The organism is Xanthobacter cornucopiae (assembly GCF_043195065.2).
In the GTDB taxonomy this organism is placed as follows: domain Bacteria; phylum Pseudomonadota; class Alphaproteobacteria; order Rhizobiales; family Xanthobacteraceae; genus Xanthobacter.
The window spans coordinates 4,331,256-4,355,389 of sequence record NZ_CM195531.1 but is presented as its reverse complement, the minus strand read 5'-3'; the positions used below and the strand labels follow the sequence as shown (position 1 = coordinate 4,355,389).

General features: G+C 71.3%; 20 protein-coding genes. 8 read left to right on the top strand and 12 right to left on the bottom strand.

The window, feature by feature from the left end; genetic code table 11:
* The first annotated feature begins 230 nt into the window (after positions 1-230).
* From V5F53_RS19160 to V5F53_RS19150, 3 genes are all read left to right on the top strand, one after another.
* Entirely contained in the window at positions 231-584 is a 354-nt protein-coding gene (locus tag V5F53_RS19160) for a hypothetical protein (RefSeq protein ID WP_393998722.1), read from the top strand.
* 393 nt (positions 585-977) lie between these two features.
* Complete coding sequence (locus tag V5F53_RS19155) at positions 978-3,812, top strand: xanthine dehydrogenase family protein molybdopterin-binding subunit (protein WP_393998723.1); 2,835 nt, start codon at positions 978-980, stop codon at positions 3,810-3,812.
* A complete protein-coding gene (locus tag V5F53_RS19150; protein ID WP_393998724.1) occupies positions 3,740-4,255 on the top strand; it encodes a (2Fe-2S)-binding protein in 516 nt (171 codons plus the stop codon). The genes V5F53_RS19155 and V5F53_RS19150 overlap by 73 nt, the downstream gene beginning before the upstream one ends.
* On the opposite strand, the gene V5F53_RS19145 is transcribed toward V5F53_RS19150, so the two are convergent.
* Positions 4,248-4,925, bottom strand: coding sequence for a TetR/AcrR family transcriptional regulator (locus V5F53_RS19145; protein ID WP_393998725.1), 678 nt, complete (start codon positions 4,923-4,925; stop codon positions 4,248-4,250). The genes V5F53_RS19150 and V5F53_RS19145 overlap by 8 nt on opposite strands.
* Before the next feature lie 137 nt (positions 4,926-5,062).
* Here V5F53_RS19145 and V5F53_RS19140 point away from each other — a divergent pair, with 137 nt between their 5' ends.
* The 3 genes from V5F53_RS19140 to V5F53_RS19130 all read left to right on the top strand — a co-directional run bounded on the left by V5F53_RS19140 (position 5,063) and on the right by V5F53_RS19130 (position 9,280).
* Positions 5,063-6,247 carry an HlyD family secretion protein gene (locus tag V5F53_RS19140; protein ID WP_393998726.1) on the top strand — a complete coding sequence of 395 codons (1,185 nt, stop codon included), beginning with the start codon at positions 5,063-5,065 and terminating at the stop codon, positions 6,245-6,247.
* Between the two features lie 22 nt (positions 6,248-6,269).
* Entirely contained in the window at positions 6,270-7,832 is a 1,563-nt protein-coding gene (locus tag V5F53_RS19135; protein WP_393998727.1) for a DHA2 family efflux MFS transporter permease subunit, read from the top strand.
* 227 nt (positions 7,833-8,059) lie between these two features.
* Positions 8,060-9,280, top strand: coding sequence for an ABC transporter substrate-binding protein (locus tag V5F53_RS19130; protein ID WP_393998728.1), 1,221 nt, complete (start codon positions 8,060-8,062; stop codon positions 9,278-9,280).
* 374 nt (positions 9,281-9,654) lie between these two features.
* Here the strand turns inward: V5F53_RS19130 and V5F53_RS19125 are convergent, their stop codons facing one another.
* The 7 genes from V5F53_RS19125 to V5F53_RS19095 all read right to left on the bottom strand — a co-directional run bounded on the left by V5F53_RS19125 (position 9,655) and on the right by V5F53_RS19095 (position 16,361).
* Positions 9,655-10,239, bottom strand: coding sequence for an ATP:cob(I)alamin adenosyltransferase (locus tag V5F53_RS19125; protein ID WP_393998729.1), 585 nt, complete (start codon positions 10,237-10,239; stop codon positions 9,655-9,657).
* A 145-nt stretch (positions 10,240-10,384) separates the two neighbouring features.
* Complete coding sequence (locus tag V5F53_RS19120; protein WP_393998730.1) at positions 10,385-11,488, bottom strand: gamma carbonic anhydrase family protein; 1,104 nt, start codon at positions 11,486-11,488, stop codon at positions 10,385-10,387.
* Positions 11,485-11,850 (bottom strand): hypothetical protein, encoded by a 366-nt coding sequence (locus V5F53_RS19115; RefSeq protein WP_393998731.1) that lies wholly within the window; start codon positions 11,848-11,850, stop codon positions 11,485-11,487. Before V5F53_RS19115 ends, V5F53_RS19120 begins: the two co-directional genes overlap by 4 nt.
* The gene (locus V5F53_RS19110; protein ID WP_393998732.1) at positions 11,831-13,519 is read right to left on the bottom strand and encodes a methylmalonyl-CoA mutase family protein; all 1,689 of its coding nucleotides are present in this window, start codon (positions 13,517-13,519) and stop codon (positions 11,831-11,833) included. Before V5F53_RS19110 ends, V5F53_RS19115 begins: the two co-directional genes overlap by 20 nt.
* On the bottom strand, positions 13,506-14,504 hold the full coding sequence (meaB, locus tag V5F53_RS19105; protein WP_393998733.1) for a methylmalonyl Co-A mutase-associated GTPase MeaB: 999 nt from the start codon (positions 14,502-14,504) through the stop codon (positions 13,506-13,508). The genes V5F53_RS19110 and meaB overlap by 14 nt, the downstream gene beginning before the upstream one ends.
* Positions 14,504-15,937: a phenylacetate--CoA ligase family protein gene (locus V5F53_RS19100; RefSeq protein WP_393998734.1), complete on the bottom strand. Its 1,434-nt coding sequence runs from the start codon at positions 15,935-15,937 to the stop codon at positions 14,504-14,506. The genes meaB and V5F53_RS19100 overlap by 1 nt, the downstream gene beginning before the upstream one ends.
* Positions 15,938-15,953: 16 nt before the next feature.
* Positions 15,954-16,361 carry a cobalamin B12-binding domain-containing protein gene (locus tag V5F53_RS19095; RefSeq protein ID WP_393998735.1) on the bottom strand — a complete coding sequence of 136 codons (408 nt, stop codon included), beginning with the start codon at positions 16,359-16,361 and terminating at the stop codon, positions 15,954-15,956.
* Between the two features lie 110 nt (positions 16,362-16,471).
* Between V5F53_RS19095 and V5F53_RS19090 the strand changes: the two genes are divergently transcribed.
* Positions 16,472-17,152 (top strand): GntR family transcriptional regulator, encoded by a 681-nt coding sequence (locus tag V5F53_RS19090; RefSeq protein WP_393998736.1) that lies wholly within the window; start codon positions 16,472-16,474, stop codon positions 17,150-17,152.
* 884 nt (positions 17,153-18,036) lie between these two features.
* Here V5F53_RS19090 and V5F53_RS19085 read toward each other — a convergent pair.
* The 4 genes from V5F53_RS19085 to V5F53_RS19070 all read right to left on the bottom strand — a co-directional run bounded on the left by V5F53_RS19085 (position 18,037) and on the right by V5F53_RS19070 (position 22,356).
* Entirely contained in the window at positions 18,037-20,973 is a 2,937-nt protein-coding gene (locus tag V5F53_RS19085; protein ID WP_393998408.1) for an autotransporter outer membrane beta-barrel domain-containing protein, read from the bottom strand.
* A gap of 119 nt (positions 20,974-21,092) precedes the next feature.
* Complete coding sequence (locus tag V5F53_RS19080) at positions 21,093-21,401, bottom strand: PadR family transcriptional regulator (protein ID WP_393998407.1); 309 nt, start codon at positions 21,399-21,401, stop codon at positions 21,093-21,095.
* 96 nt (positions 21,402-21,497) lie between these two features.
* Positions 21,498-21,671 carry a hypothetical protein gene (locus tag V5F53_RS19075; RefSeq protein ID WP_393998406.1) on the bottom strand — a complete coding sequence of 58 codons (174 nt, stop codon included), beginning with the start codon at positions 21,669-21,671 and terminating at the stop codon, positions 21,498-21,500.
* Between the two features lie 37 nt (positions 21,672-21,708).
* A complete protein-coding gene (locus tag V5F53_RS19070) occupies positions 21,709-22,356 on the bottom strand; it encodes a pyridoxamine 5'-phosphate oxidase family protein (RefSeq protein WP_393998405.1) in 648 nt (215 codons plus the stop codon).
* Positions 22,357-22,496: 140 nt separating this feature from the next.
* Here V5F53_RS19070 and pdxR point away from each other — a divergent pair, with 140 nt between their 5' ends.
* The gene (gene pdxR / locus V5F53_RS19065; protein ID WP_393998404.1) at positions 22,497-23,942 is read left to right on the top strand and encodes a MocR-like pyridoxine biosynthesis transcription factor PdxR; all 1,446 of its coding nucleotides are present in this window, start codon (positions 22,497-22,499) and stop codon (positions 23,940-23,942) included.
* Positions 23,943-24,134: the final 192 nt, after the last annotated feature.

Sequence of the window (24,134 nt, the reverse complement as noted above, 5' to 3'; positions counted from 1 at the left end):
AGGCGCTGCCAGGGACCCGAATTCCAAGCCCGCTCACGCGGCTGCCCCACCCCATGGCGTCCTCCCGTTGTTCTGCTTGGGCAAAGCATAACACCGCCCCACGCCGCCCGCCCCAGCCATCTGGGATGGCTCGCGCGGGCCGGTGTAGCGTGTTAGGAGCCGCCGCGGCACCCGCGCGGCACCCGCGCGACATGCGGGCCGGACAGGGAGAGCGGGCCATGGGCGGCCGAATGACGACGGATACGGTGATCGCCGCCCTCCTCCTCGGCGCACTGCCGGTGCCGCGCGCCACCGCGACCGCGGTGATCGAGGTGGCGACCCCGGCCGAGCTGCGCCAGGCCTTCTGCGCCGCCGACGCAAGCGCCGAGCACATCATCGTGATGCCGGCGCGGATGTTCGTGGATGCGCAGGAACTGGTGTGCCCGGCCGGCCCCTACAAGCTCTACCGGGTGCGGGAGAGCAAGGACCCCGACGACTTTGAGTATTATATCGACCCGCCGTTCTGCACCACGGGCCGGCTCGCCTGCGACGGCAAGGCGGGCCAGACCATGAGCCGCATCGCGGTCAACTGCCGCCCGCTCTAGGATCCCTCCGGCCCTCCGGTAACGCCTGCCCGGCCAAGGCCGCCGCCATCCCGTGGAAAAGGCCGGCTCGTGCGGCGTGCAAGGCGCATCGCCGTCCGCCTGGGGAGGGGCAACGCCGAGAGTGTGCCCCCGCGGGGGCAGGCGCGAGCGCCGGCCGCTGCGTCGGTTGAAGCCGGCGAGCCCACACCAAAGCGGCCGCCGGCGGGCCCCGGCGATCCTGACCGGCTGGTGGCGATGGGGGATTTCTTCTAGACTCCGGCCGGAAGGTCGGAACCCGGCGGGGTCGCCCACAGTCCCCGCGTCGGTGCCGGCCGCGTTCGAAGAACCGTGACGCGCCGTCTCCCACGTCGCGGACGCCTCAGGGCGACAGGGCAGGCTATGACGAGGCACCACATGCGGCCCTCCCGTCGGCACGTCATCGGCTGGCTCGCGGCCAGCGGCATCGCGCTCGGCTTTTCCCGCATCGGCCCGGCGCAGGCGGTGCGGTTCGAGGACACGCAGGCGCTGCCGGGCGCCGGCCCCGCACCGGCCGGCGGCGGCCGGGTGGATGGCCGCGCCAAGGTGACGGGCGCCAAGCTCTACGCCGCCGACTTCCGCGCCGCCGACATGGAGGGCTGGCCGCCCACCACCGCCCATGCCCTGCTGCTGCGCACGCCCGACGCCACCCACATCTTCGCCGGGCTCGACCTCTCCGCCCTCCACGGCGCCGCCACCCCCACCGAGGTGGTGACGGCCGAACGCCTCGCCCAGGCGGGAACACGGGTGCCCCCCTTCTATGCCGGCGACCTGCTGTGCCCGGCGGGCAAGACCCCGCTCTACCTGGGCCAACCGGTGGCGCTGCTGCTGTTCGAAACCTTCGACGCCTTCGACCGCGCCCGCGCCACCCTGCGCGAGGCCAGCCCGCTGCGGTTCGGCGCCGCCACCAAGCCGGTGGCGGGCGCCAATTATACCGCGCTGCGCTTCACCCGCGTCGCCGGCGCGACGGCGTCCGACCCCGATGTCTATGACCCGCTGCAGGAAGGCTGGATCAGCCCCGGCTTTCTCGACACCAACGGCCGCCCCATCTGGCAGCCGCTGCCGGTGGCGGAGGGCGGCCAGTACGCCAGGGGCGCCGCCTTCGGCGAGGCGATCCGCAAGGAGCTCGCCGCGCCGGGCCCCGGCATGCTGGTGCTCGACCGCACCTTCGCCACCGGGTCCACCGACCCGATGTTCCTCGAGCCGGAATGCGGGCTCGCCTGGTACGATCCCGGCGCCCGGGCGCTGCAGCTGGTGCTGGGGGTGCAATCGCCGTTCGAGGCCGCGGAATCCATCGCGCACCTGCTCGGCGCCGCCGCCGCCGGGTTCCGGCCGGACCGCATCGACACCCATTTCGCCTCCGTCGGCGGCGGCTTCGGCGGGCGCGACCACACCCCCTTCCCCCTTTATGTGGCGCTGGCGGCCATGTTCCTGCCGGGACGGCCGGTGCGGCTCGCCCACGACCGGCCGCAGCAGTTCCAGGGCGGCATCAAGCGCCACGCCTTCCGCATGCGCTCGCAGATCGCCTTCGACCGCGAGAGCGGCCGCATGCTCGCCTTCGCCGGCGACCATGTGCTGGATGGCGGCGGGCTCGCCAACTATTCGGCCAGCGTCGCCGTGGTCGGCGCCACCGCCGCCATCGGCAGCTACGACATTCCCAGGGTGGACGTGACCACCCTGGCCGAGCACACCCGCGGCGTCCCCGCCGGCTCCATGCGCGGCTATGGCACGCTGCAGACCATGACCGCGCTCGAAACCCTCGTCGACGAGGCCGCGGTGGCGCTGAAGATGGACCCCATCGCCCTGCGCCGGCGCAACCTGCTGCGGGTCGGCGCGCGGTCCATGACCGGCAACCCCTGGACCGTCACCGTGCGCACGCCGGAAATCCTCGACAAGCTGGAGGCCCACCCGCTCTGGCGCCAGCGCGCGGCGGCCAAGGCCGCGGCGGCGAAAGGGGTGCTGGTGGGCACCGGCGTCGCCTGCGCCACCAAGGATTTCGGCACCGGCGCCGACTGCGCCCTGGGACGGGTGGAAATGGATGCCCGCGGGCACATCACCATCCAGGCCGATGCGGTGGAAATGGGCAACGGCATCGGCACCGCCCTCGCCAACCGGGTGGCGCGGGAGCTCGGGCGGCAGGCCGACACGGTGGCGCTGGCGCGCATCGACGGCTTCGAGGCGCTCGGCCTCGTCACCTCCGGCGACCCCTATGCCATCACCCAGGAGGAGCAGGACGCGGCCGCGCGCGACCCGCGCTGGGTGCCCGCCATCAGCTCGGCCACCAGCGCCTCCATCGGCGCCCATGTGGGCACCCACGCGGCGGCCCAGGCGGCCCGCATCATCTTCCGCTTCGGCCTGTGGCCGGCGGCGCTGGCGCTGTGGGGCATCGCCCAGGACGACCCCCGGCGCTTCCTGTGGGAACAGGCGCTGTGGCAGGGCAGCGACCTGATCCTGTCCGGCCTGCCGCCGCTGGCCCAGGCCGACGTCGCCGCCAAGGCGCACGCCATGGGCGGCGTCACCGGCGCCATGGCGCACGCCTTCTCGCGCTGGGCCTGGGCGCAGGCGGCGTTTCCCCTCGGCGGCATGGATTGGATCGCCGACATCGATGCCCTGGCGGTGCGCTCCGGTGGCGGCGCCTTCACGCGCCTGGAGCGCAGCTTCGTCGCCTTCCCGCCGGCCAGCTACAATCGGGTCGGCACCGCCTTCACCTCCAGTTGCGGCACCCTGGTGCGGGTGGAGATCGACGCCGCCAGCGGCGCGGTGCGGGTGGCGCAGGCCTATAGCGTGCTCGAATGCGGGCAGGTGCTCGCCCCCCATGTGGTGGAAGGCCAAGCCCAGGGCGGCTTCGCCATGGGCGTCGGCCACACCCTGCTGGAGGCGCTGCCGCCGTTCGAGGACGGACCGGGCAACGGCAAGTGGAACCTCGGCGACTATGTGGTCGCCCGCGCCTCCGACCTGCCGCTGCACCGGCTCGAAATCGAGGTGCTGCCGCCGCTCTCGCCCAAGGAGCCGCCCAAGGGCATGGCCGAGGTGGTCATGATCCCGGTGGTGCCGGCCCTGCTCAACGCCATCCACGATGCCACCGGCCGGCGCTTCCACGCCCTGCCGGTGACGCCGACGCAAGTGAAGGGAGCGCTCGCGTGCCCACCATCGCCCTCACCATCAACGGGCAGCCCCACGGCCCCCTCGACGTGCGCGACGACCTCTCCATGAACGACCTCCTGCGGGAGGTGCTGGGGCTGACGGGAACCAAGTTCGGCTGCGGCGCCGCCCAGTGCCTCAGCTGCGCCGTCATTGTCGATGCCGCCGACGGCACCAGCGAGACCCGGCCCACCTGCGTCGCCCCGGCCACCGACTTCGACGGACTGGCGATCCGCACCGTCGAGGGTCATGCCCGGAACGGGGTGCTGAGCCCGCTGCAGCAGGCCTTCGTGGCGCATTATGCATTCCAGTGCGGCTATTGCACCTCCGGCTTCCTCAACGAGGGCCAGGTTCTGCTGGAGCGGCTGGAGAAGGCGCCTGTTGCCCGCGCCGCGCTGGATGGCACCATCCTGGACGCCTTCGACGGCCACCTGTGCCGCTGCACCGGCTATGTGCGCTACCATGAGGCGGTGCGGGCGGTGATCCTGGCCGATCCCGGCCGCTACCTCACCTGACCGGCGCCCGGCCGGTGCCCGGCGCCACACCGTAGCCGGCGAGGAAGACGCGCACGGCGGCCGCCACCGTGGCCGCGATCTCCCCCTGTGTCGGCGGACTGTTGGTGCCGAACAACAGGCCCTTCACCAGATTGCCCTGGCACAGATTGAAGAACTGGAAGGCCGCCAGCTCGCAATCCTCCACCTTGAGCTGGCCCAGCGCGGTCTGGCGGGCGAGCAGGTCGGCGAGGCGCCGGCCGCCCCGGCACGGCCCGGCCTCGAAAAACGTGCGGCCGATGGCGGGAAACTGCTCGGCAGCGCCGATCACCATGCGGATCAGGCGGATGTGCTCGGGCGAGACCATCATGGTCATGAAGCTCTCGCCGATGCGCGTCAAAAGCCGCGCCACGTCCGGATCGTCCGGATCGCACTCGAACAGCCCCTCGGCGGACTTGCGGCGGTCCGCCTCCACCAGCGCCTGGAACAGCTCCACCTTGCCGGCGAAATAGGAATAGATGGTCGCCTTGGAGACGCCGCTGGCGCGGGCGATCTCATCCATGCTGGCGCCATCGAAGCCCTTGTCGAAAAAGACCAGGCGCGCTCCGTCGATGATGGCGCGCCGCTTGCGGGCCTCCGGCTCGGAGACGGCCATCACCGGCGCGGCGGCCTCGCCTGTCGTCAACTGCGTCATGTCCACCTTCCCTCGCGCCCTGCTTAGGCGGCGCGGCCCGGCGAGTCAAAGAAATTGACTGAACGGTTTAGTTCATACTAGAACACATCACTGTTGAACTGAACGGTTCAGTTTTGCCGCATCGTCGGAGAGACGCCGTGTCCCACGCCACCAAGATCGAAGCCGCCGGGCGCGGCGCCGCGCCGGAGGCGGCGCACGCCGAAGTGACCGTGCTCAAGGCGCGCCAGCCGGACGCCGCCCCGCCGGCGGCGGACACCGCGCGGCCGGCCCCCTCCCGCAGGCGCCAGGTGCTGGCGGCGGTGCTTGGCCTGCTGGTGCTGGCCGGCGGCTGGACCGGCCTGCGCTGGTGGCAGGTGGGGCGGTTCGAGGTCGCCACCGACGATGCCTATGTGGGCGCCGACACCTCGGTGCTGGCAGCCAAGGTGGGGGGCTACGTGGCGAGCGTGGAGGTGGCCGCCAACCAGCCCGTCAAGGCCGGCGCCGTCATCGCCCGCATCGACGATGGCGACTACCGGCTCGCCCTGCGCGCGGCCGAGGACAAGATCGCCACCCAGCAGGCCGCCCTTGCCCGGTTCGACGAGCAGCAGGCGGCGGCCCAGGCGGCCATCGCCCAGGCCCGGGCCCAGCTGGCGGCGGCCCAGGCCGAGCAGCAGCGCACCGCACTGGAGTTCGACCGCCAGGACAAGCTGGCCAGCTCCAATTTCGCCAGCCGCTCGGCCCTCGACAATGCCCGCGCCGACCGCGACAAGGCGCAGGCGAACGTGCTGTCGGCCCAGGCCGCCATCGCTTCCGCCGAGGCGGCGCTGGCGGTGCTGAGGGCGCAGCGCATCGAGGCCGAGCGGGTGCTGGACGAGGACCGCACCGCCCGCGACAAGGCCGCGCGCGACCTCGACTTCACGGTGGTGCGCGCGCCCATCGACGGGGTGGTGGGCAACCGCGCGGTGCAGGTGGGGCAATTGGTGCAGCCGGGAACGCGGCTGGCCGCCATCGTCCCCCTCGCCGGCGTTTATGTGGATGCCAACTTCAAGGAGACCCAGCTCGGCCGCCTGCGCCCGGGCCAGCCGGTCAAGGTCCATGTGGACGCCTATCCGGACCGCGACTTCGCCGGCACGGTGGTGAGCGTGTCGCCGGCCTCCGGCTCGGTGTTCTCGCTGCTGCCGCCGGAGAACGCCACCGGCAACTTCACCAAGATCGTCCAGCGCGTTCCGGTGCGCATCGGCTTCGATGCCGCGGCGCTCGACGCCGAGACCCTGGGCGGCCACGGGCTGCGGCCGGGCATGTCGGTGACCGCCGTGGTGGACACCCGCGGCGAGGCCTCCTGAGCGCGCCGCCGGAGAACCGGGCATGTCGATCACCGCCGCCGCCCCGCCGCGCCCCCTGGAAGCGCGGCGCATGCTCGCCTTCCTGGCGATGGTGTTCGGCATGTTCATGGCGATCCTGGACATCCAGATCGTCTCCGCCTCGCTGGCCGAGATCCAGGCGGGACTTGCCGCCTCCTCCGATGAAATCTCCTGGGTGCAGACCAGCTACCTCATCGCCGAGGTGGTGATGATCCCGCTCTCGGGCTTCCTGTCGCGGGCGCTGTCCACCCGCTGGCTGTTCGCCGCCTCCGCCGCCGGCTTCACGGCGATGAGCTTCCTGTGCGCCACCGCCACCTCCATCGAGCAGATGATCGCCTATCGCGCGCTCCAGGGGTTCCTGGGGGGCGGCATGATCCCCACCGTGTTCGCGGCCGCCTACTCGGTGTTCCCGCGTGAGAAGCAGCCCATCGTCGCCCCCATGATCGGCCTGGTGGCGACGCTGGCGCCCACCATCGGCCCCACCGTCGGCGGCTATCTCACCGACCTGTTCTCCTGGCACTGGCTGTTCCTGGTGAACGTGGGGCCGGGCATCCTCGTCATCGTCGCCACCGTCACGCTGGTGGATTTCGACGAGCCGGACTTTGCCCTGCTGAACCGGTTCGACTGGTGGGGCCTGCTGTTCATGGCCGGCTTCCTCGGCAGCCTGGAATACGTGCTGGAGGAGGGGCCCACCAACGACTGGTTCGAGGACAACTCCATCCTCCTGTTCGCCATCGTGTGCGCGGTGTCCTCGGTGGCCTTCTTCGCGAGGGTGCTGATGGCGTCCCACCCGGTGGTCGACATCAAGGCGTTCGTGAACCGCAATTTCGCCATCGGCTCCGGCTTCAGCTTCGTGCTGGGCATCGGCCTTTACGGGCTCACCTACCTCTACCCGATCTTCCTGGGCCGGGTGCGGGGCTATTCGGCGCTCATGATCGGCGAAACCATGTTCGTCACCGGCGTGGCCATGTTCCTCACCGCCCCCATCGCCGGCCGGCTGATGACCAAGGTGGACCCGCGCCTCATGATGGCCACCGCCTTCGCCGGGTTCGCGCTCGGCACCTGGTGGATCACCTTCATCACCAAGGACTGGGACTTCTGGGAGCTGGTGATCCCGCAGATCCTGCGCGGCACTTCGCTGATGCTGGCCATGATCCCCATCAACAACATCTCGCTCGGCACCCTGCCGCCGGACCAGCTGAAGAACGCCTCCGGCCTGTTCAACCTCACGCGCAACCTCGGCGGCGCGGTCGGCCTCGCCCTCATCAACACGGTGCTGAACCAGCGCTGGGACCTGCACCTCGCCCGCCTCCATGACAGCGTGGAATGGGGCAGCGCAGCGGCGCTGGAGCGGCTCGACGGCCTTGCCGCCACCTTTTCCGACCTTGGCTCCGGGGCCGCCGACGCAGCCCTGAAGCAACTGGCGCTGATGGTGCGGCGCGAGGCCCTGGTGATGGCCTTCGCCGATGTCTTCCACCTGCTCACCTTCCTGTTCCTGGCGCTGGTGCTGGCGGCTCCGCTGATGCGCCGCCCGAAGCCCGGCGCCAGCGGCGGCGGCGGCCACTGAGGCCCGGCCCCTCATCGCGGATCGACCGCGCTGTCCGTCCCCCCTGCCCCGCCGCGTGGTGGGCGCGCGCAAGGGTGCACGGAGGGGTGCACGGGGGGGGTGCACGGGGGGGTGCGTTGGCGACGCGCAGGTTCCGATTGACCTCGGGGGACAAACACGACACCATCCGAACTCTGAATTCAGAATTCAAATAGCCGCAAAGGCCGAATTCACAGGGAGGAGAGACCATGGTGGTATCACGAAAGACCTGGACGAGTGCGGCGCTGGCCGGGCTCGGGCTCCTGGCGACAAGCCCCGCCTTCAGCCAGGCCCCGCCGCTGAAGATCGGCGTGCTCAACGACCGCACCGGCATCTATGCCGATTTCGCCGGCCAGGGATCGGTGGTGGGCGCGCAGATGGCGGTGGAGGACTTCAAGAAGACCCATCCCGGCCTCGATGTGGAGATCATTTCCGCCGACCACCAGAACAAGGCCGACGTGGGCTCGGCCATCGCCCGCAAGTGGTATGACGAGCAGGGCGTGGACATGATCGTCGATGTGCCCAATTCGTCCGTCGCCCTGGCGGTGAGCGCCGTGGCGAAGGAGAAGAACAAGACCCTCATCGTCTCCGGCGGCGGCACATCCGACCTCACCGGCGAGAAATGCACGCCGACGACCATTCACTGGACCTTCGACACCTGGTCGCTGGCCCATGGCACCGGCAGCGCCATGGTGAAGCGCGGCGGCGACACCTGGTTCTTCGTCACCGCCGACTACGCGTTCGGCCACGCCTTGGAGCGCGACACCGCCAAGGTGGTGGAGGAAACCGGCGGCAAGGTCATCGGCGCCGTGCGCCACCCCATGGCGGCCACCGACTTCGCTTCCTTCCTGGTGCAGGCCCAGGGCTCCAAGGCCAAGGTCATCGGCCTCGCCAACGCCGCCGGCGACACCATCAACGCCGTGAAGCAGGCCTCTGAATTCGGTATCGTCCAGGGCGGGCAGAAACTCGCCGGCCTGCTGGTGTTCCTCACCGACGTGCACTCCCTCGGCCTGCCGGTGGCCCAGGGGCTGGTGCTGACCGAGGCCTTCTACTGGGACCAGACCCCGGACACCCGCGCCTTCGCCCAGCGCTTCGGCGCGCGCATGAACGGGCGCATGCCCACCATGGTGCAGGCCGGCGTCTATTCCGCCGTCACCCATTACCTGAAGGCGGCGGCCGCCACCAAGTCGAAGGACACCGCGACCCTGATGGCTTGGATGAAGGCCAATCCCACCCAGGACCCGCTGTTCGGCACGGGCGAGGTGCGGGCGGACGGGCGCCACATCCACGACATGTATCTCTACGAGGTGAAGGCGCCCGCCGACTCCAAGGGTGAATGGGACGTCTACAACGTCTTGGCCACCATCCCCGCCGCCGACGCCTTCCGGCCGTTGAAGGATGGCAAGTGCCCTCTCGTGAACAAGAGCTGAGCGTCGACCGGAGGCCCCCCGGGCCGCCGGTCCCGCCCGCGGGCGAGAACGCGCCGGCCCCATATGGGGCCGGTCCCCCGGACGGACCGAGCACGGGAGCCGATGCAGCACGGGCGCGCCCAACCGGCGCGCCCGTGGCCTGTCGGCCGCCCGGCCGTCATACCCTCGGCTCCGGTCTTCGACCGGTGCCAAGGGAGTTCGCTCAAGCCGCGCGGGCTTGACCAATGGCCCATGAACCAAAGCAAAGCCCCATGAGCAAAGTTCACGGGCCTTTGGCCTGAGGGGCGCCGGCGGACACGGGCGCCCGGCACGAAAAAGGGCCGGGAAACCCGGCCCTTCTTATCCCTCCCCCGGCAGCGGGCCTGAGGCCGCGCTCACCCCAGCGGCGGTTCACCGCACAGGCTGAGCCCGCGATCGAACACCGGCGGGGCGCGGTCGGCCGCGGCGTTGGCGAGACGCCCCATGAGCTGCAGCAAGTCGCCCAGCAGGTTGAGATAGGCCACCGCGTCTCGGGCCCGCAGCGCCGGGTCGATCTCCCACAGGCCGATGAGACGCCGTTCCGCCCGCCGGCAGACGCCGCGCGCCAGCCCGGCCCGCGCCGCCTGCACCGTGCCGCCCGCCAGCAATCCCGACGGCGGCGGCGGCAGGCGACGCTCCAGTTCCCCCATCGCGGCGGCCAGACGCTGCACATAATCGCGCTGGAGCAGGGCCGCGCCCGCCGCGGCCACCTGCCGCTCCAGCTCGAACAGGTCATTGCGCACCAGCACCAGGAGGCGCCCGGCTTCGACCGTGGGCGGATCGGCGGCGAGCAGCGCCACCCAGGCGGACAGCTCCTCCACCGCGCCCAGGAGCTCCAGGACCGGACTGTCCTTCTCCACATAGGCGCCGGTGGCGAGGCGCGTCTGACACGCCTCCCGCCGCTCGGCGTCGACGTGAACGACGGCGATCGATGATGTCATAGGGTCCTCCCTTGGCCCGGGTTCACCCGCCTCGGGCGGCGTCCCGGCCTTTGCTTCGATGCCGATGGGGCCCGTCGCGCGGTCCATCCCGGCGGACCCATGCGCGGCGGACGAGGGATGCGGACCGCAGGCCCACGCCCCTCGCTCATGGGCGGACGGTCGAACCGGCTCCGCGCCATCCAGGACCGCGGCCCGCCGCCTCAGCCCGCTCCGGCGGGGCGGGCGAGGCCTGGCTGACGCGCTGGCTGACCAGAAAGTCGGCCGTGTACTGGCAATAGGTGGTGACGATCCACGGGATCATCCGCCGCTTGCGGTCATCCAGCGGCGCCAGCGGACGCGCCGGGTTGCCACCCCACAAGGTGCCGCCCGTCAGCACCTGCCCCGGCTGCGTCCTCGCACCGGCCGCCAGCAGCACGTCGGCGGCGATCACCGTGCCGGCGGCCACATGGCTGCCGGTACCGACCAGGGAGCCGGTGCCGATGGTGCAGTTCTCCAGCGTCACATTGTGACCGACGACGGCGTCGGCGGCCATCACGAACGGCCCGTCCACGCAGCGGATGGTGGAATTGTCCTGGATGTTGGAACGCTCGCCGACGACGATCTCGAACGCCCCGGCGTCCAGCACGCAGCTGAACAGCACGGCGGAGCGCGCCCCGCCCCGGACCACGCCGGACACAACCGCGTTGCCGGCGATGAAGGTGGAGGGCTCGATCTCAAGCCGCGCCGGCCCGGTCGGCCGCGGGACCGCGCCGGGCGGCGCGCCCCGCAGCCGTGCCGCACGCTCCGCCCGCTCGCCAGGGGTGACGGGCCGCACCGGCCGCGCCGGAATGCCGGCATGGAGCAGGCCGCCGGCAAGCTCGGACCGGGGCAAGGCGATGGCGCCGGCCTCCAGCACCGCGCCCTCCCCCACCACCGCGCCGTCGAGCACGATGGCGCCCTCCTCCAGCACGCAGTCGGCGCCGATCGTGCACGCATGCACCACGCCGCCCCGCCCCACGCTCACCCGGTCGCCGACCAGGGCAGGATGGATCTCATGGGCGATGTGCACGGTGCCGGCCTCGCCCAGGAAGAAATCGGCGCCGATCTCCACCACGTGGCCGTCGCCCCGCAGCACCGCGCGGGAGCCGAGGCGCGCGCGCGGACCGAGCGTGACCCGCCCGATCAGCGCCGCGCCGGGCCCCGCATCGAGCCGCGGAGCGACCACCGGCAGCACGCCGCGATACGGTAGGATGAAGGGATCAGCGGTCATCGCGCGCTCCTTTCCATGTCCCCATGACCCTCGCCGGAGCGGGGACCATGGACAACGCCCCGGCCAAGCCGGTCGGCGAGGCCCATGGCATCGCGCGCCATGGCCATCAGATCGTCGCGCGCCACGCCGCGCGCGAGCTGGCCCAGGGCGGTCTCGAACGGCGAGAGGTCATCCGCGCCGAGAACCCGGGCGATGAAGTAGCGCCGCAGCGCGAGGCGCCCGTGACCCTGCGCCACCGAATGGGCGAGCAGGCGGCGTGCCGCCTGCGCATCCCCGGCCAGGAGGCGCTCCCGGGCCGCCCGGACGTCGGCGCGGGAGAGCGCCGCGCCGGGGCGGGCCGGTTCAGAACACGGGGGTTTCACGATACACCCCCCACACCGCCTTCAGCTTCTCGACGATGTCACCCATGGTCGCGCCCGCGCGCACCAGCTCGATGGTGACGGGCAGGATGTTCTGGCTCTCGTCCCTCGCCACCTCCACCAGCCGGTCGAGCAGCGCCTCGACCTGGACGTTGTCGCGCTCGCGGCGGATGCGCCGGGTGCGGGCCACCTGCCGGTCGGCGGCACTCTGGTCGTAGGGGTGCAGCTCGATGTCGTGCACCTCCTCGCTGTCCACCATGGCGTTGACGCCGATCACCGGCTTCTCGCCGGACTGCTTGCGCAACGCCGTCTCATAGGCGAAGTCCGCCACCTTCTTCTGGAACCAGCCCTCCTGGATCAGCTTGATGGCGCCGCCGCGCTCGTCCACCTCGGCGATGATGGACATGATGCGCTTCTCGTATTCGGTGGTCAGGGTCTCCACGTAATAAGAGCCGCCCACCGGATCGATCACCTGGGTGACATTGCTCTCCTCCGCGATCACCTGCTGGGTGCGCAGGGCAAGCCGCATGGCCTCCTCGGTGGGGATGGCGAAGGCCTCGTCGAAGCCGTTGGTGTGCAGCGACTGACAGCCGCCCAGCACCGCCGACAGCGCCTGCAGGGTGGTGCGCATGACATTGACCATGAACTGCGGCTTGGTGAGGGAGGCCGCCGCCGTCTGGCAGTGGAACCGCAGGCGCATGGACTCGGGATTCCTGGCGCCGAACCGCTCCCTCATGATCTTGGCATAGCAGCGCCGCACCGCGCGGAACTTGGCGATCTCCTCGAAGAAGTCAGCCTGGGACACGAAGAAGAAGGCCAGACGTGGCGCGAAATCGTCCACCTTCATGCCGGTCTTCGTCACTTCCTCCACATAGACGATGAGGTTGGCGAGGGTGAACGCCACTTCGTCCACCGGCGAGGAGCCGGCCTCCGAAATATGGTATCCGGAAATATTGATGGGATTGTAGCGCTTCATGTTCTTGGCGCAGTAGGTGATGCAGTCCCGCACGATCCGCACCGACGGCGCAATCGGATATATATACTCCTTCTGTGCCATGTACTCCTTCAGGATGTCCGCCTGGATGGTGCCGGACAGCTTGTTGAGGTCGTAGCCCCGCCTTTCCGCCAGCACGATGTACATGGCGAGCAGGATCCAGGCGGTGGGGTTGATGGTCATCGACACTGAGATTTTCTCAAGGTCGATGTCCGCGAACAGAGCCTCCATGTCGGCGAGGGTGTCGATGGCCACGCCCTCGCGCCCCACCTCGCCGTCGCTCATGGGATGGTCGCTGTCGTAGCCCATGAGGGTCGGCATGTCGAAATCGGTGGAGATGCCGGTCTGGCCCTGGGCGATCAGGTATTTGAAGCGCTTGTTGGTGTCTTCGCCGGTGCCGAAGCCGGCGATCTGGCGCATGGTCCAGTTGCGGGAGCGGTACATGGTGGGATAGGGGCCGCGGGTGAACGGGTAGCGCCCCGGCAGGCCGATGTCCTCGATGGGGGTGCCCGACACGTCGGCGGCGGTGTAGACGCGCTTCACCGGGAAATCGCCGAGGGTGAAGAACTGCTCCTTGCGCTCGCCCTGCTTCTTCAGGAAGGCGGCGACCTCGGTTTCTTCCCAGGAGCGGACCTCGTCGTCGAGATTGGCGAGGGTCATGATCTCAGACATGCTCATGGGCGGCTTCCTTTTCGTCAATCGTGTTCTGGGGCGTGTTCAGGAGTTCGTTGGCAAGGCCGTAGGGGTCGCCGTCGCGCCGCTCCAGGCGCGCGGCGAGGCGGGGGCCGGCCGCGGCGGCGGTGGCGGCGAACCGCTCCAGCAGCAGGTTCTCGGCGGTCTTTTCCAGGCGGAAGCGGGCGATGCGGGCGCGCCGCCGTGCTCCGGTCTCGGTCTCGAAGGCGACGCGACGGTGCGCCGCCACCTTGGCGATGAGATCGTCGAAGCCCTCCCCGGTGAGGGAGGAGAGCCCCACCACCGGCACCGACCATTCGCCCCGGCCGGAGGTCATCGCCCCCAGCGTGAGCATGGACTTGATGTCGGTGATGGTGCGGTTGGCGTCCGAGCGGTCGCATTTCGACACCACATGGATGTCGGCGATCTCCAGGATGCCGGCCTTGATGGCCTGGATCTCGTCGCCGAGGCCCGGCGCCGAGACCACGATGGTGGTGTGGGAGGCGCGGGCGATCTCCACCTCGTCCTGGCCCACCCCCACCGTCTCGATGACGATGGTGTCGAAGCCGCCCACGTCCAGGATGTCCACCGCGTCGAGCGCGGCGCGGGCCATGCCGCCCATGGCGCCGCGGGTGGCCATGGAGCGGATGTACACGCCGGGATCGAGCGCCAGATCGACCATGCGCACCCGATCGCCCAGGATCGAGCCGCCCGAGAACGGGCTGGAGGGGTCCACCGCGACGATGCCGACCCGCGCCCCCTGCGCGCGCAGCATGCCGGCGAAGCGGGCGACCAGGGTGGACTTGCCGGAGCCCGGCACGCCGGTGATGCCGATGACATGGGCCCGGCCGGCGCGGCGGTAGATGTCGGCCAGAGCCTGCCGCGCCTCGGGGGTGCCCGATTCGGCGCGGGAGATGAGCCGGGCGATGGCCGGCATCTCGCCGGCGGCCACCTTCGGCAGCAGGTCGAGGGAGGGGACGTAGGCCGCCATCATGCGCCTCCCGCCCGGAGCTGGGCATTCATGGCGCGGAACACGTCGCGGTCGTCCACCACGCGGCGGGCCTTGAAGTCGGTGCGCGGCAGGGCACCGGTGTCGATCACCTCCACCACCGCCCGCAGGCCCAGCAGCCTTTGCACGGAGCGGGCGACCTCGCCCCGGAACCGCTCCACCTGGTCGCGGCCGAGGGCGAAGGTGACGGCGTCCGCCTCCACCTTCAGCACCAGTTCGTCCATGGCGGCGTCGCGGGTGATGACGATCTGGTGCTCGCCCCCATAGCCGGGGGTCTGGTTCAGCACCGCGTCGATCTCGCTCGGATAGACGTTCTCGCCCCGGATGGTGAACATGTCGTCGATGCGGCCGAAGATGCCGTTGGGCAGGCTCGGATAGGTGCGCCCGCACGGGTTCGGCGCGTCGCTCCACAAGGTCAGGTCGCCCGAGGCCAGCCGGATCATGGGCTGGGAGGTCCGCTCCAGGTGGGTGTAGATGGGCGTGCCGCGCATGCCGTAGGGCACCCGCCGGTGACTCTTGGGGTCACACACCTCGGTGTAGACCACGTCCTGCCAGCACAGCAGGCCGCGCGTCTCGGCGGTGCCGGCCACGTTCATCCAGGGCGTCATTTCCGCCATGGAGCCGCTGTCGATGACGCGGGCGCCGTAGAGGTCCTCGATGCGGTCGCGCACGCCGGGGACGGAGGCGCCGGGCTCGCCCGAGAAGAACATCACCTTGAGACCGAAATCGCGCGGGTTGAGCCCCTCCTTCACCGCGACATCGGCCAGGTGCAGCGCATAGGTGGGGGTGCCGTAGAAGCCGGCCGGGCGCAGGGCAGCGAGCCACTGGGCGCAGCGCGCGCTCATGCCCGGCGCGCCGGCGCCGAACGGAAACGCCTTGGCGCCGAGCCGCTCGGCCCCCGCCAGCGCCCCCCAGGAGCCCATGTAGAGGCTGAGGATGGCGGCCACGCACACCATGTCACCGGGCCGCAGGCCCATGGCCCACATGATGCGGGCATGGGCATTGGCGATGGCGCGCCAGTCCTGCCGGCCGATGGCGAAGGCGGTGGGGCGGCCGGTGGTGCCGGAGGTGCCATGGACGTGGAACACCTCGCCATCGGGCACGCACAGATAGTCGCCGAACGGCGGCGCGGCGGCCTGCGACGCGCGCAGGTCGGCCTTGGTCACCACCGGCACCTTGTCCTCGAAGTCCTCGAGGCTCCGCAGGTGCGAGGGGTGGAAGCCCGCCTGATCCCACTTGCGGCGGTAGAACGGCGCCGCCGCGTAGGCATAGGCGCACACCTGCTGGAGGCGGGCGAGGATCGCCGCCTCGCGGTCGGCCGGATGCTGGGTCTCCCGCTCAGGAAACCAGTGGCGCTGGTCCGGCGCGGGAAAGTAATCGTCGTCGTAGCGCGGGGGGAAAGACCAGTATTCCATGGAACCCTCCCTCGCCTCAGCGGGCGCCGCGGGCGGCGACCAGGCGCTCCAGGGTCTCCACGATGGCCTTGGGCGGGGTGTCCTGAAGCATCACCTCGTGCACGCCGAGGGCTTTGAGGGCCACCACGTCCTCATCCGGCATCACCCCACCGGCGACCACGATCAGATCGTTGGCGCCGCGCTCCTGAAGCAGCCGGAAGATCTTGGGAAACACCGTGAGCTGAACGCCGGAAAGCAGGGAGACGCCGAGCACGTCCACGTCTTCCTGGATCGCCGCCGTCACCACCTCCTCCGGGGTGCGGTGCAAGCCGGAATAGATCACGTCCATGCCGGCGTCGCGCAGCGTGCGGGCCACCACCTTCACGCCCCGGTCGTGACCGTCGAGCCCCACCTTGGCGAGCAAAACCCTGATCGGCTGAGCCATTTTCCATCCCATCATTTTTGAATTCTGAATTCGGAATTCACTGAAAGTGCCAAGCCGGCGGCCGGCGGTCAAGATGGAAAAGACGGGGCAATCGCGATATGTAGCGGGGCATGGAACAGATCAGCTCGCCCAAGCGTCTCGTCGAACAGACCTATGACGTCATTCTCGACGCCATCTGCGACGGCACGCTGGAGCCCGGCGAGCGGCTGACCCAGGAGGACATCGCCGCCCGCCTCAAGGTTTCGCGCCAGCCGGTCACCCATGCGCTGGTCATCCTGAAGGCCCAGGGCTTCGTCATCGAGGCCGGTAAGCGCGGGGTGCAGGTGGCGCCGATCCAGCCGGACCTGTTGAAGGCCATCTACGAGCTGCGTTCGGCGGTGGAGCCGCTGGCGGCGGAACTCGCCACCGCCAACCTGAAGCCGGAGCACATCCGCCGGGGCCGCGACCTGATCGCGCGCGGCCGCAACCTCGTCCTTGCCGGCGACAGCAAGGGCGTGGTGCAGGCGGACATGGACTTCCATTCCTTCATCTACGAACTGTCGGGCAACCCGCTGATCGTCGAGACCATGCGCCTCAACTGGCAGCACCTGCGCCGCGGCATGGGGCGCATCCTGAGCTATCCGGGCCTGTCGATCCGGGTGTGGCGGGAGCATGAGGAAATCCTTGAGGCCATGCTCGCCAAGGACGCCAAGCGCGCTGCCCAGCTGATGCACGTGCACCTGCTCGGCGCCTACAAGCGCGTCGTCCTCAACGAGGACCCGGCCAGCCCCCAGCCCGCCCCGCAGGGCTGACCCACGGCACCGCAGGGTTCGCCCAAGCCCCCGCAGGGTTCGCCCAAGCCCCCGCAGGGTTCGCCCAAGCCCCCGCAGGGTTCGCCCAAGCCCCCGCAGGGTTCGCCCAAGCCCCCGCAGGGTTCGCCCAAGCCCCCGCAGGGTTCGCCCAAGCCCCCGCAGGGTTCGCCCAAGCCCCCGCAGGGTTCGCCCAAGCCCCCGCAGGGTTCGCCCAAGCCCCCGCAGGGTTCGCCCAAGCCCCCGCAGGGTTCGCCCAAGCCCCCGCAGGGTTCGCCCAAGCCCCCGCAGGGTTCGCCCAAGCCCCCGCAGGGTTCGCCCAAGCCCCCGCAGGGTTCGCCCAAGCCCCCGCAGGGTTCGCCCAAGCCCCCGCAGGGTTCGCCCAAGCCCCCGCAGGGTTCGCCCAAGCCCCCGCAGGGTTCGCCCAAGCCCCCGCAGGGTTCGCCCAAGCCCCCGCAGGGTTCGCCCAAGCCCCCGCAGGGTTCGCCTAAGCTCCCGCAGGGCTGGCCTGAACCCTTGCGGAGCGACCCCGGCACTCTCAGGGCCGGCCCGTGGCGCCGTCAGGCAAGGCCGGAGGGCAGCGACCCGGGCCGCGGCGACTGCCGGCCGCCATCACCCGCGCCAAGTTCCAATCCAAGTTCCAATCCAAGTTCCACACCAAATTCCACACCGGGGCCCGAACCGGGTGCGGCGCGCCCGCACACCGCCCGGGCACGTCCCGGGTGCCTGTCCGGACCCGTCTTCAGGGCGAGCGGGCCTGCGCGGCGCACACGAGCCCGCGGTCCCCGAGGCGGCTGCGGACCGCGGGCCACGCCCCAGCCGCCACGGCGCGGAAAGGCACCCACCGCCTCCAAGGCCGAAGCGGACAGAGCGGACAGGACAGCCGATCAGAACTGCCAGCGCAGTTGCCCGGTCACGGCGTTTTCCGAGGCATTGGCGGCGATCTGGCCGACATATTTGAGCGCCAGCTCGGCCCCCGGCGCCACCGCATAGCGCAGGCCCGCGCCGATCAGCGCGGTGTCGCGCGCCACCGGCACGCCCGCCACCTCGGCCGGCAGCGCGCCGGCGGACAGGACCGCGCTCACCACCGGCGTGTCGTCGCCGAAGGCATGCTGCCAGCCCAGCGACAGGCTCGCGGTCAAAGCGTGCCCGAACAGTTCGGTCGGCACCGCCGCGCGCAGGCCGAGGGTGGAATAGAGCGTGTCGGCTGCGGCCACGTCCAGCGCCAGCGCCGCGCTCGACCCCGTCTCCCGCAGCGTGGCGCCGTCCACATTCACATAGGCAAGGCCAGCGAACGGCTCGAACCGCACCGCCGCCAGGGCCACGGCGGCGCTGACCTCGCCGAACACCTGGGCGGTGCCGGTGCTGTAATCGCCGGACGCCGCGCCCCAGTAGCCCGGGAACAGGATGGTGCGGTCGACGCTCACGTCGTGCCAGCCATAGGCGGCACCGAGGCTGACGGCGAGCGGCCCGAGCCGGGTGCCGGCATAGGCGCCGAGGTCGTAGCTGTCCATGCTGCCGGACGACCCCCGCCCCGAGGCGGAAAAGCCCGACTGGCTGATGCCGCCGACGAGGCCGGCGCGCCAGCCGCTGATCTCGGCATCCACGCCGAACAGCACGCCACCGATGGAATCACTGACCCCGGCGGCGCCGGCATCGGCCGAGAGGTGGCCCCAGCCGCCAAAGCCCTGCGCCCACACCGCGGGGGTGAGAGCCGCCGAAAGCGCCGCCGCCGCGGGCGCGGACAGGAGGTCGGCCGACGCCTCCCCGGACTGGCGCAGGCGCGCGCCCACGGCATCGCGCAGATAGGCCGACTGCTGCTGCATCACCGTCTGCGCCGAGGCGTAGATTTCCCCGGACAGGGCATCGAAGGCGGCCGGGGCGGTGGCGCGGTTCAGGCTGGCGAGGGCGGCGAGCACGCCGCTGTCCGCATCCAGCGTGTCGGCGGCGCGGGCGACGGCGGCCTGGTTGCCGGTATGCGCCGCCACCGTGAAGGGCACGGTGCTGCGGGCGAAGGTGAGCGCCACCGCGTCGTCCCCATAGGACAGGCCGGGCGCCAGGAACGGGAAGGCGGCATCCACGGTGGCGAAGGCCGACCCGCCGACCGACGAGAACCGGCCCGTCACCCCTTCGGCCGCAGTGAGCACGGTATAGCTCCTGCCGAGCGCCGGGCTGGCGCCTTCGGTGAGGCTCACGCTCACGTCGCCGCCGGTCAGCGCGGCGCCGCCGCGCACGGCGAGGCGGTCGGAGAGGGTGCCGGCGCCGAGCTCCACCGCGAAGGTGGAGCCCTTGGCGAACACCGCGCTGCCGGCCACCGTGAGCGTGCCCACCGCGCCCACCGAGGCGCCGGGTGCCACCGTCGCCCCCTTCGCCACCGCCACGTTGCCGACGATGCCGGTGCCCGAGAGGGTGGAACGGTCCAGCAGCAGGCTCGCCGGCAGGCTGCCGTCCACCCTCAGCGTGCCGCGCCCGGAAACGGTGACGGTGCCGTCATAGGTGCTGACGCCCGACAGGGTGAAGGTGGCGTCCTTGGCGATCTTGATCGTGCTGTCCACCGAGCCGGACAGCGTGCCCGACAGGGTCGCGTCGCCGGCCACGTGGAATCTGCCACCGGTGCCGATGGCGATGGCCCGCGCCGAGGACAGCCCCTGGCGCGCCACCAGCCGCCCCATCAGCAGCACCGAGCCGTCACTCACGCCAAGGTCGGCGTCGGTGCGGGCGTCGATGGTGCCGAGCAGCACGTTCTGCAGCGGCGCGAAGCCGATGCGGCCGTTCACCGCATCATAGGCCACCACATAATAGCGGAACACCTGGGCGCCGGAATTGTAGCCTGCGACGGTGCCATGGGCGGGATCATAGACATAGGTGTTGGTGTTGGGCTTGTCGCCGGCCTCGGTGGTGAAATACATCACCCCCGGCACCGTGGTGGTGACCTGCGACCCGCTCTTCACCGGGCCCTTCTTCGATCCGGACTCCCCGGTCTCGAACAGGCCCTCGCCGGCGCCGGTGTCGAACACCGTCACGTAGCAGCCCGGCGAGCCGGCGTTGACGCTGAAGCAGGTGGTGATGCTCTTGGTGTTCCAGGCCTTCAGCCCGGTGGGGGTGGTGCCTTCGGACTGGAACCCAGTCCAGACGAAGCCGCCGGTGGTCTCGGCGGTGAGCCCCACCTGCACATGCGGCGTGACGCCCGGGTCGGCAAGGTCGTTGGACACCACCATGAAGCCGTTGGCGTAAGTGCCGGGAAGCTGGGCCAGCGGATTGAAGATGCCCGAGCTCTCGGCCGAATAGGCGACGCCCATGACGCCGCTCTGGCCCTTCTGCCAGCCGGGGCAGTCGGGCTTGTTGGCCTTGCAGGTCAGCTTGGTGACCACCCCCACCATGATCGGGTCGGTGGCGAGCTCCGTGCTGGCCTCCGGGAAGGCAACGGTGGCGGTGGCGTAATAGCCCTTCACCTCGTTGCCGCTGGAATAGCCGTATTTGAACTGCACCTTGTTGCCGTCGTCGTCGGTCACCGGAACCGCGTCGGGGCCCACCTTGTTCCGGCGGACGTAAAGGCCGGTGGAGCCGGTATCCAGCAGCACCGTGCTGTCGGCGCCGTCGCCGACCGAGACCACGATCATCTTGCTGAAGCCGCCGCTGCCCTTCTGGGGGTGCAGCGGGATGGTCGCGCTCTCCTGCGCCGCGGCCGCCAGCGGCGCCAGCAGCGCCAGCGCCGAGGCCGCGCCCCACGGTCCCGCCCGCCGCGCCAGGGCGCCCGCCCGAGACGCGCCCAGACCGCCCAGCAAAAGGAGGCGTCCCGCCTCCGCCATCGTCCGGCCCCGCATGCCCCGCCCCATCGCGCTCGGACCGCCGGCCCCGTCGCCCCGGCTGCCCCCATCCCCGCACCGCCATCATGGCACTGCCCAGATGTCGCCTCAAGGGCGCGCGCCAGCCGCGGCGACGCTCACGCCGGCGGCGGCAGCATTTCGGAGAACAGCTCCCGCACCTTCTGCCGCGCCATGTCGAGCGCCTCGCGGCCGAGCGGCGTCGCCCGGTAGAGCCGGCGGGCGGAACGCCCGTGGCGCTCCTCGCGGGCGCACAGATAGCCCTTGCGCTCCATGGCGTGGAGCATCGGATAGAGGGTGCCGGGGCTGAGCCGGTAGCCGTGCCGGGCCAGCTCCTCGATCATCCACTGGCCATAGACCTCGCCATCGACGGCGTGGTGCAGAATGTGCAACCGGACCAGGCCGGACAGAAGCTCCTGGTGCTCCATCCATGTCTCCCGCGCGAGATGTGGGCCCGGCCGGGCGCGCCCCGGCGATGGTTGACGAGGGAGGCGACGCGGTCAACGCCCCGCGCCGGTCCCCGCTCACAGGATGTCGACCACCCGTCCGCGACTGTCCACCGCCCGCACCCGGCAGCCGGGATTGGCCCGCGCCACCGAGCGCATGCCGTTGGCGATGTTCTCGGCCAGGTTCTGCACCCGCATGACGGTGCTCCAGTTTCCGCCCCGCCCCTGATACTGAATGTCGACTTGGTCCAAGGCGTACTCCGCAGTCCGGGCGCGGCCGGCGCCCTCCTCAGCCGATCTTGAACGACAAGACGTCCGCCGGCATCTCGACCCCCGGCAGGTTGCGCGGGTCCGCCTCCGGTGGGTCCACCACCAGGCGCACCGGCACCACGCCGGCCCACACCGGGAACGCGTAATCGGCCGCATCGTCCTCCGGCTGCCCGGTGCGGATCTTGGCGGAGGCCTCGGTGATGGGCAGCGACAGCACGGTTGTGGCCTTCAGCTCCTGGTCCGTCACCGGCCGCAGGCGGTCCCATTGGCCGGGAACGAAGCCGTCCACCAGCCGCTGGAGCTGCGCGCGCTTCTCGTCCGGGTCGCTCACCAGCTCCGCCGCGCCGAAGATCATCACCGAGCGATGATTGATGTTGTAATTATAGGCGGAGCGGGCCAGCACCAGGCCATCGAAGAGGGACACCGTGACGCAGACCTGCTGCCCGGCCACGGCGCGGATCATGCGGCTCGCCGCCGAGCCATGCCAATAGATGCGATCGCCGTCGCGCCATTGCAGGGTCGGGGTGACGACGGGCTGCCCCTCGTGCACATAGGCGACATGGCACACCGGCATGGCGTCGAGGATGGCATGGATGGCCTCGGGCGCATACTGCGCCAGCTGGTGATAGCGCTTGACGCGGGTGCGTTCGCTCGGAGCAGTGGACATGACGGACATCTCGGCCTCGGGACAACGATGCCCCATCCTCCACGCCGCACCGCAGCACGCATAGGTCCGCCCCGCCTCGCCCGAATGGTGCCACCGCGCCGGCGCGCCGGCGGCAGGGGCGGCGTGGGACAGGGACGCTCATGATCGCCATCCCCCTCGACCGGACCGCCGCCGCCACCCTCCAGGAACAGATCTACCGGGCCCTGCGCGCGCGCATCGTCGCCGGTGTCCTGCCCACGGGCGCGCGGCTGGCGGCGACACGGGAACTGGCCCAGGCCCTCGGCGTCTCGCGCAACACCGTGGTGCTCGCCTATGAGCGGCTGGCGGCCGAGGGCTATGTGGACACGCGGCCCGGCGCCGGCGCCTTCGTGACCGCGCAGGTGCTGGAGCGCCCGCCCGCGCCCGCCGCCGCGCCGCAAGCGCCGCCGGCCGACGCCGCCCTGCCGCCGGTCAGCGGCCCGCGCCTCGTGACCCGCGCCGACCCGCGCGCCGTGCTCGACCTGTGGTACGCACGGCCCGACCCGCGCCTGTTCCCGGCCCATCTGTGGCGGCGGCTGGGCCATGCCGCGCTCGGCGCCTGCGCGATCGGCCTCAGCGACTACGGTCCCGTCGGCGGCGACCCGCGCCTGCGCCAGGCCATCGCCGACCACCTGGCCCTGACGCGGGGCATCGCCGCGCACCCGGACCAGGTGGTGGTGACCAGCGGCGCCCAGGAGGCGCTCAACCTCATCGCCCGCCTGTTCCTCGCCCAAGGCGACGCGGTGGCGGTGGAAGATCCCGGCTATGCCGCCGCCGCCCAGGTGTTCGCGGCCCATGGCGCCCGCCTGCACCCGGCGCCGGTGGACGCCGAGGGCCTCGACCCGGAGGCGCTGGCGGGGTTTGCTCCGCGCCTCGTCTATGTGACGCCGGCACACCAGTTTCCCACCGGCGCGGCCATGAGCGCGGCCCGGCGCCGCGCCCTCATCGCCCATTGCGCCGGCCATGGCGGCCTGATCGTGGAGGACGATTACGACGGCGAGATCGTGCTCGACCGCCCGCCGGCGGCGGCGCTGGCGGCGCTGGACCCGGGCGCGCGCACCCTGTTCGTGGGCTCCTTCTCCAAGACCATCGGCAGCGGGCTCAGGCTCGGCTACATGGTGGTGCCGCCCCGGTTCGCCGCCGCCGCGCGGGCCACCAAGAGCCTCATGAGCTACGGCCAGTCCTGGCTCGACCAGCAGATCCTCGCCGCCTTCCTGGAGGGCGGCGGCTACCGGCGCCATCTCAACCGCCTGCGCACCGCCTACCGCGCCCGCCGCGACGCCGCCCGTGCCGGCCTGTGGCGCGTCTTCGGCGACCGCCTCGCGCTCGCCGGCGGCGGCGCCGGCCTGCACCTGCACGCCACCCTGGCGGCGGGCGCCGCGGACGCCGCCGAAATCGCCGCGACCGCCCGCGCGGTGGGGGTCGGCCTCCACCCGGCCGCCGCCTGCGGCGTGCGCGGCCAGCCGGACGCCCTCGCGCGCACCCTCCTCATCGGCTTCGGCGCGCTGACGCCGGCCGAACTCGCCACCGCCTTCACCCGCCTGGAGACCGCCCTGGGCCGGGCCTGACGCGGCGGGCCGGACCGGCGCGGCCCTTATGAGATTTTAATGCCGCGGCCGATCCGCCCGTCTCGAATCTTTATGCGGCCCTTGCCAGTTTGATCGGGCGGCGGCGCGACCCGGAACCCCGGTGCGCCGCCCCATCCGCCACGCCTCTTCCGGCCAAGACAGGGCACGGAGGCGGCCCCTTCGCACCGCTTC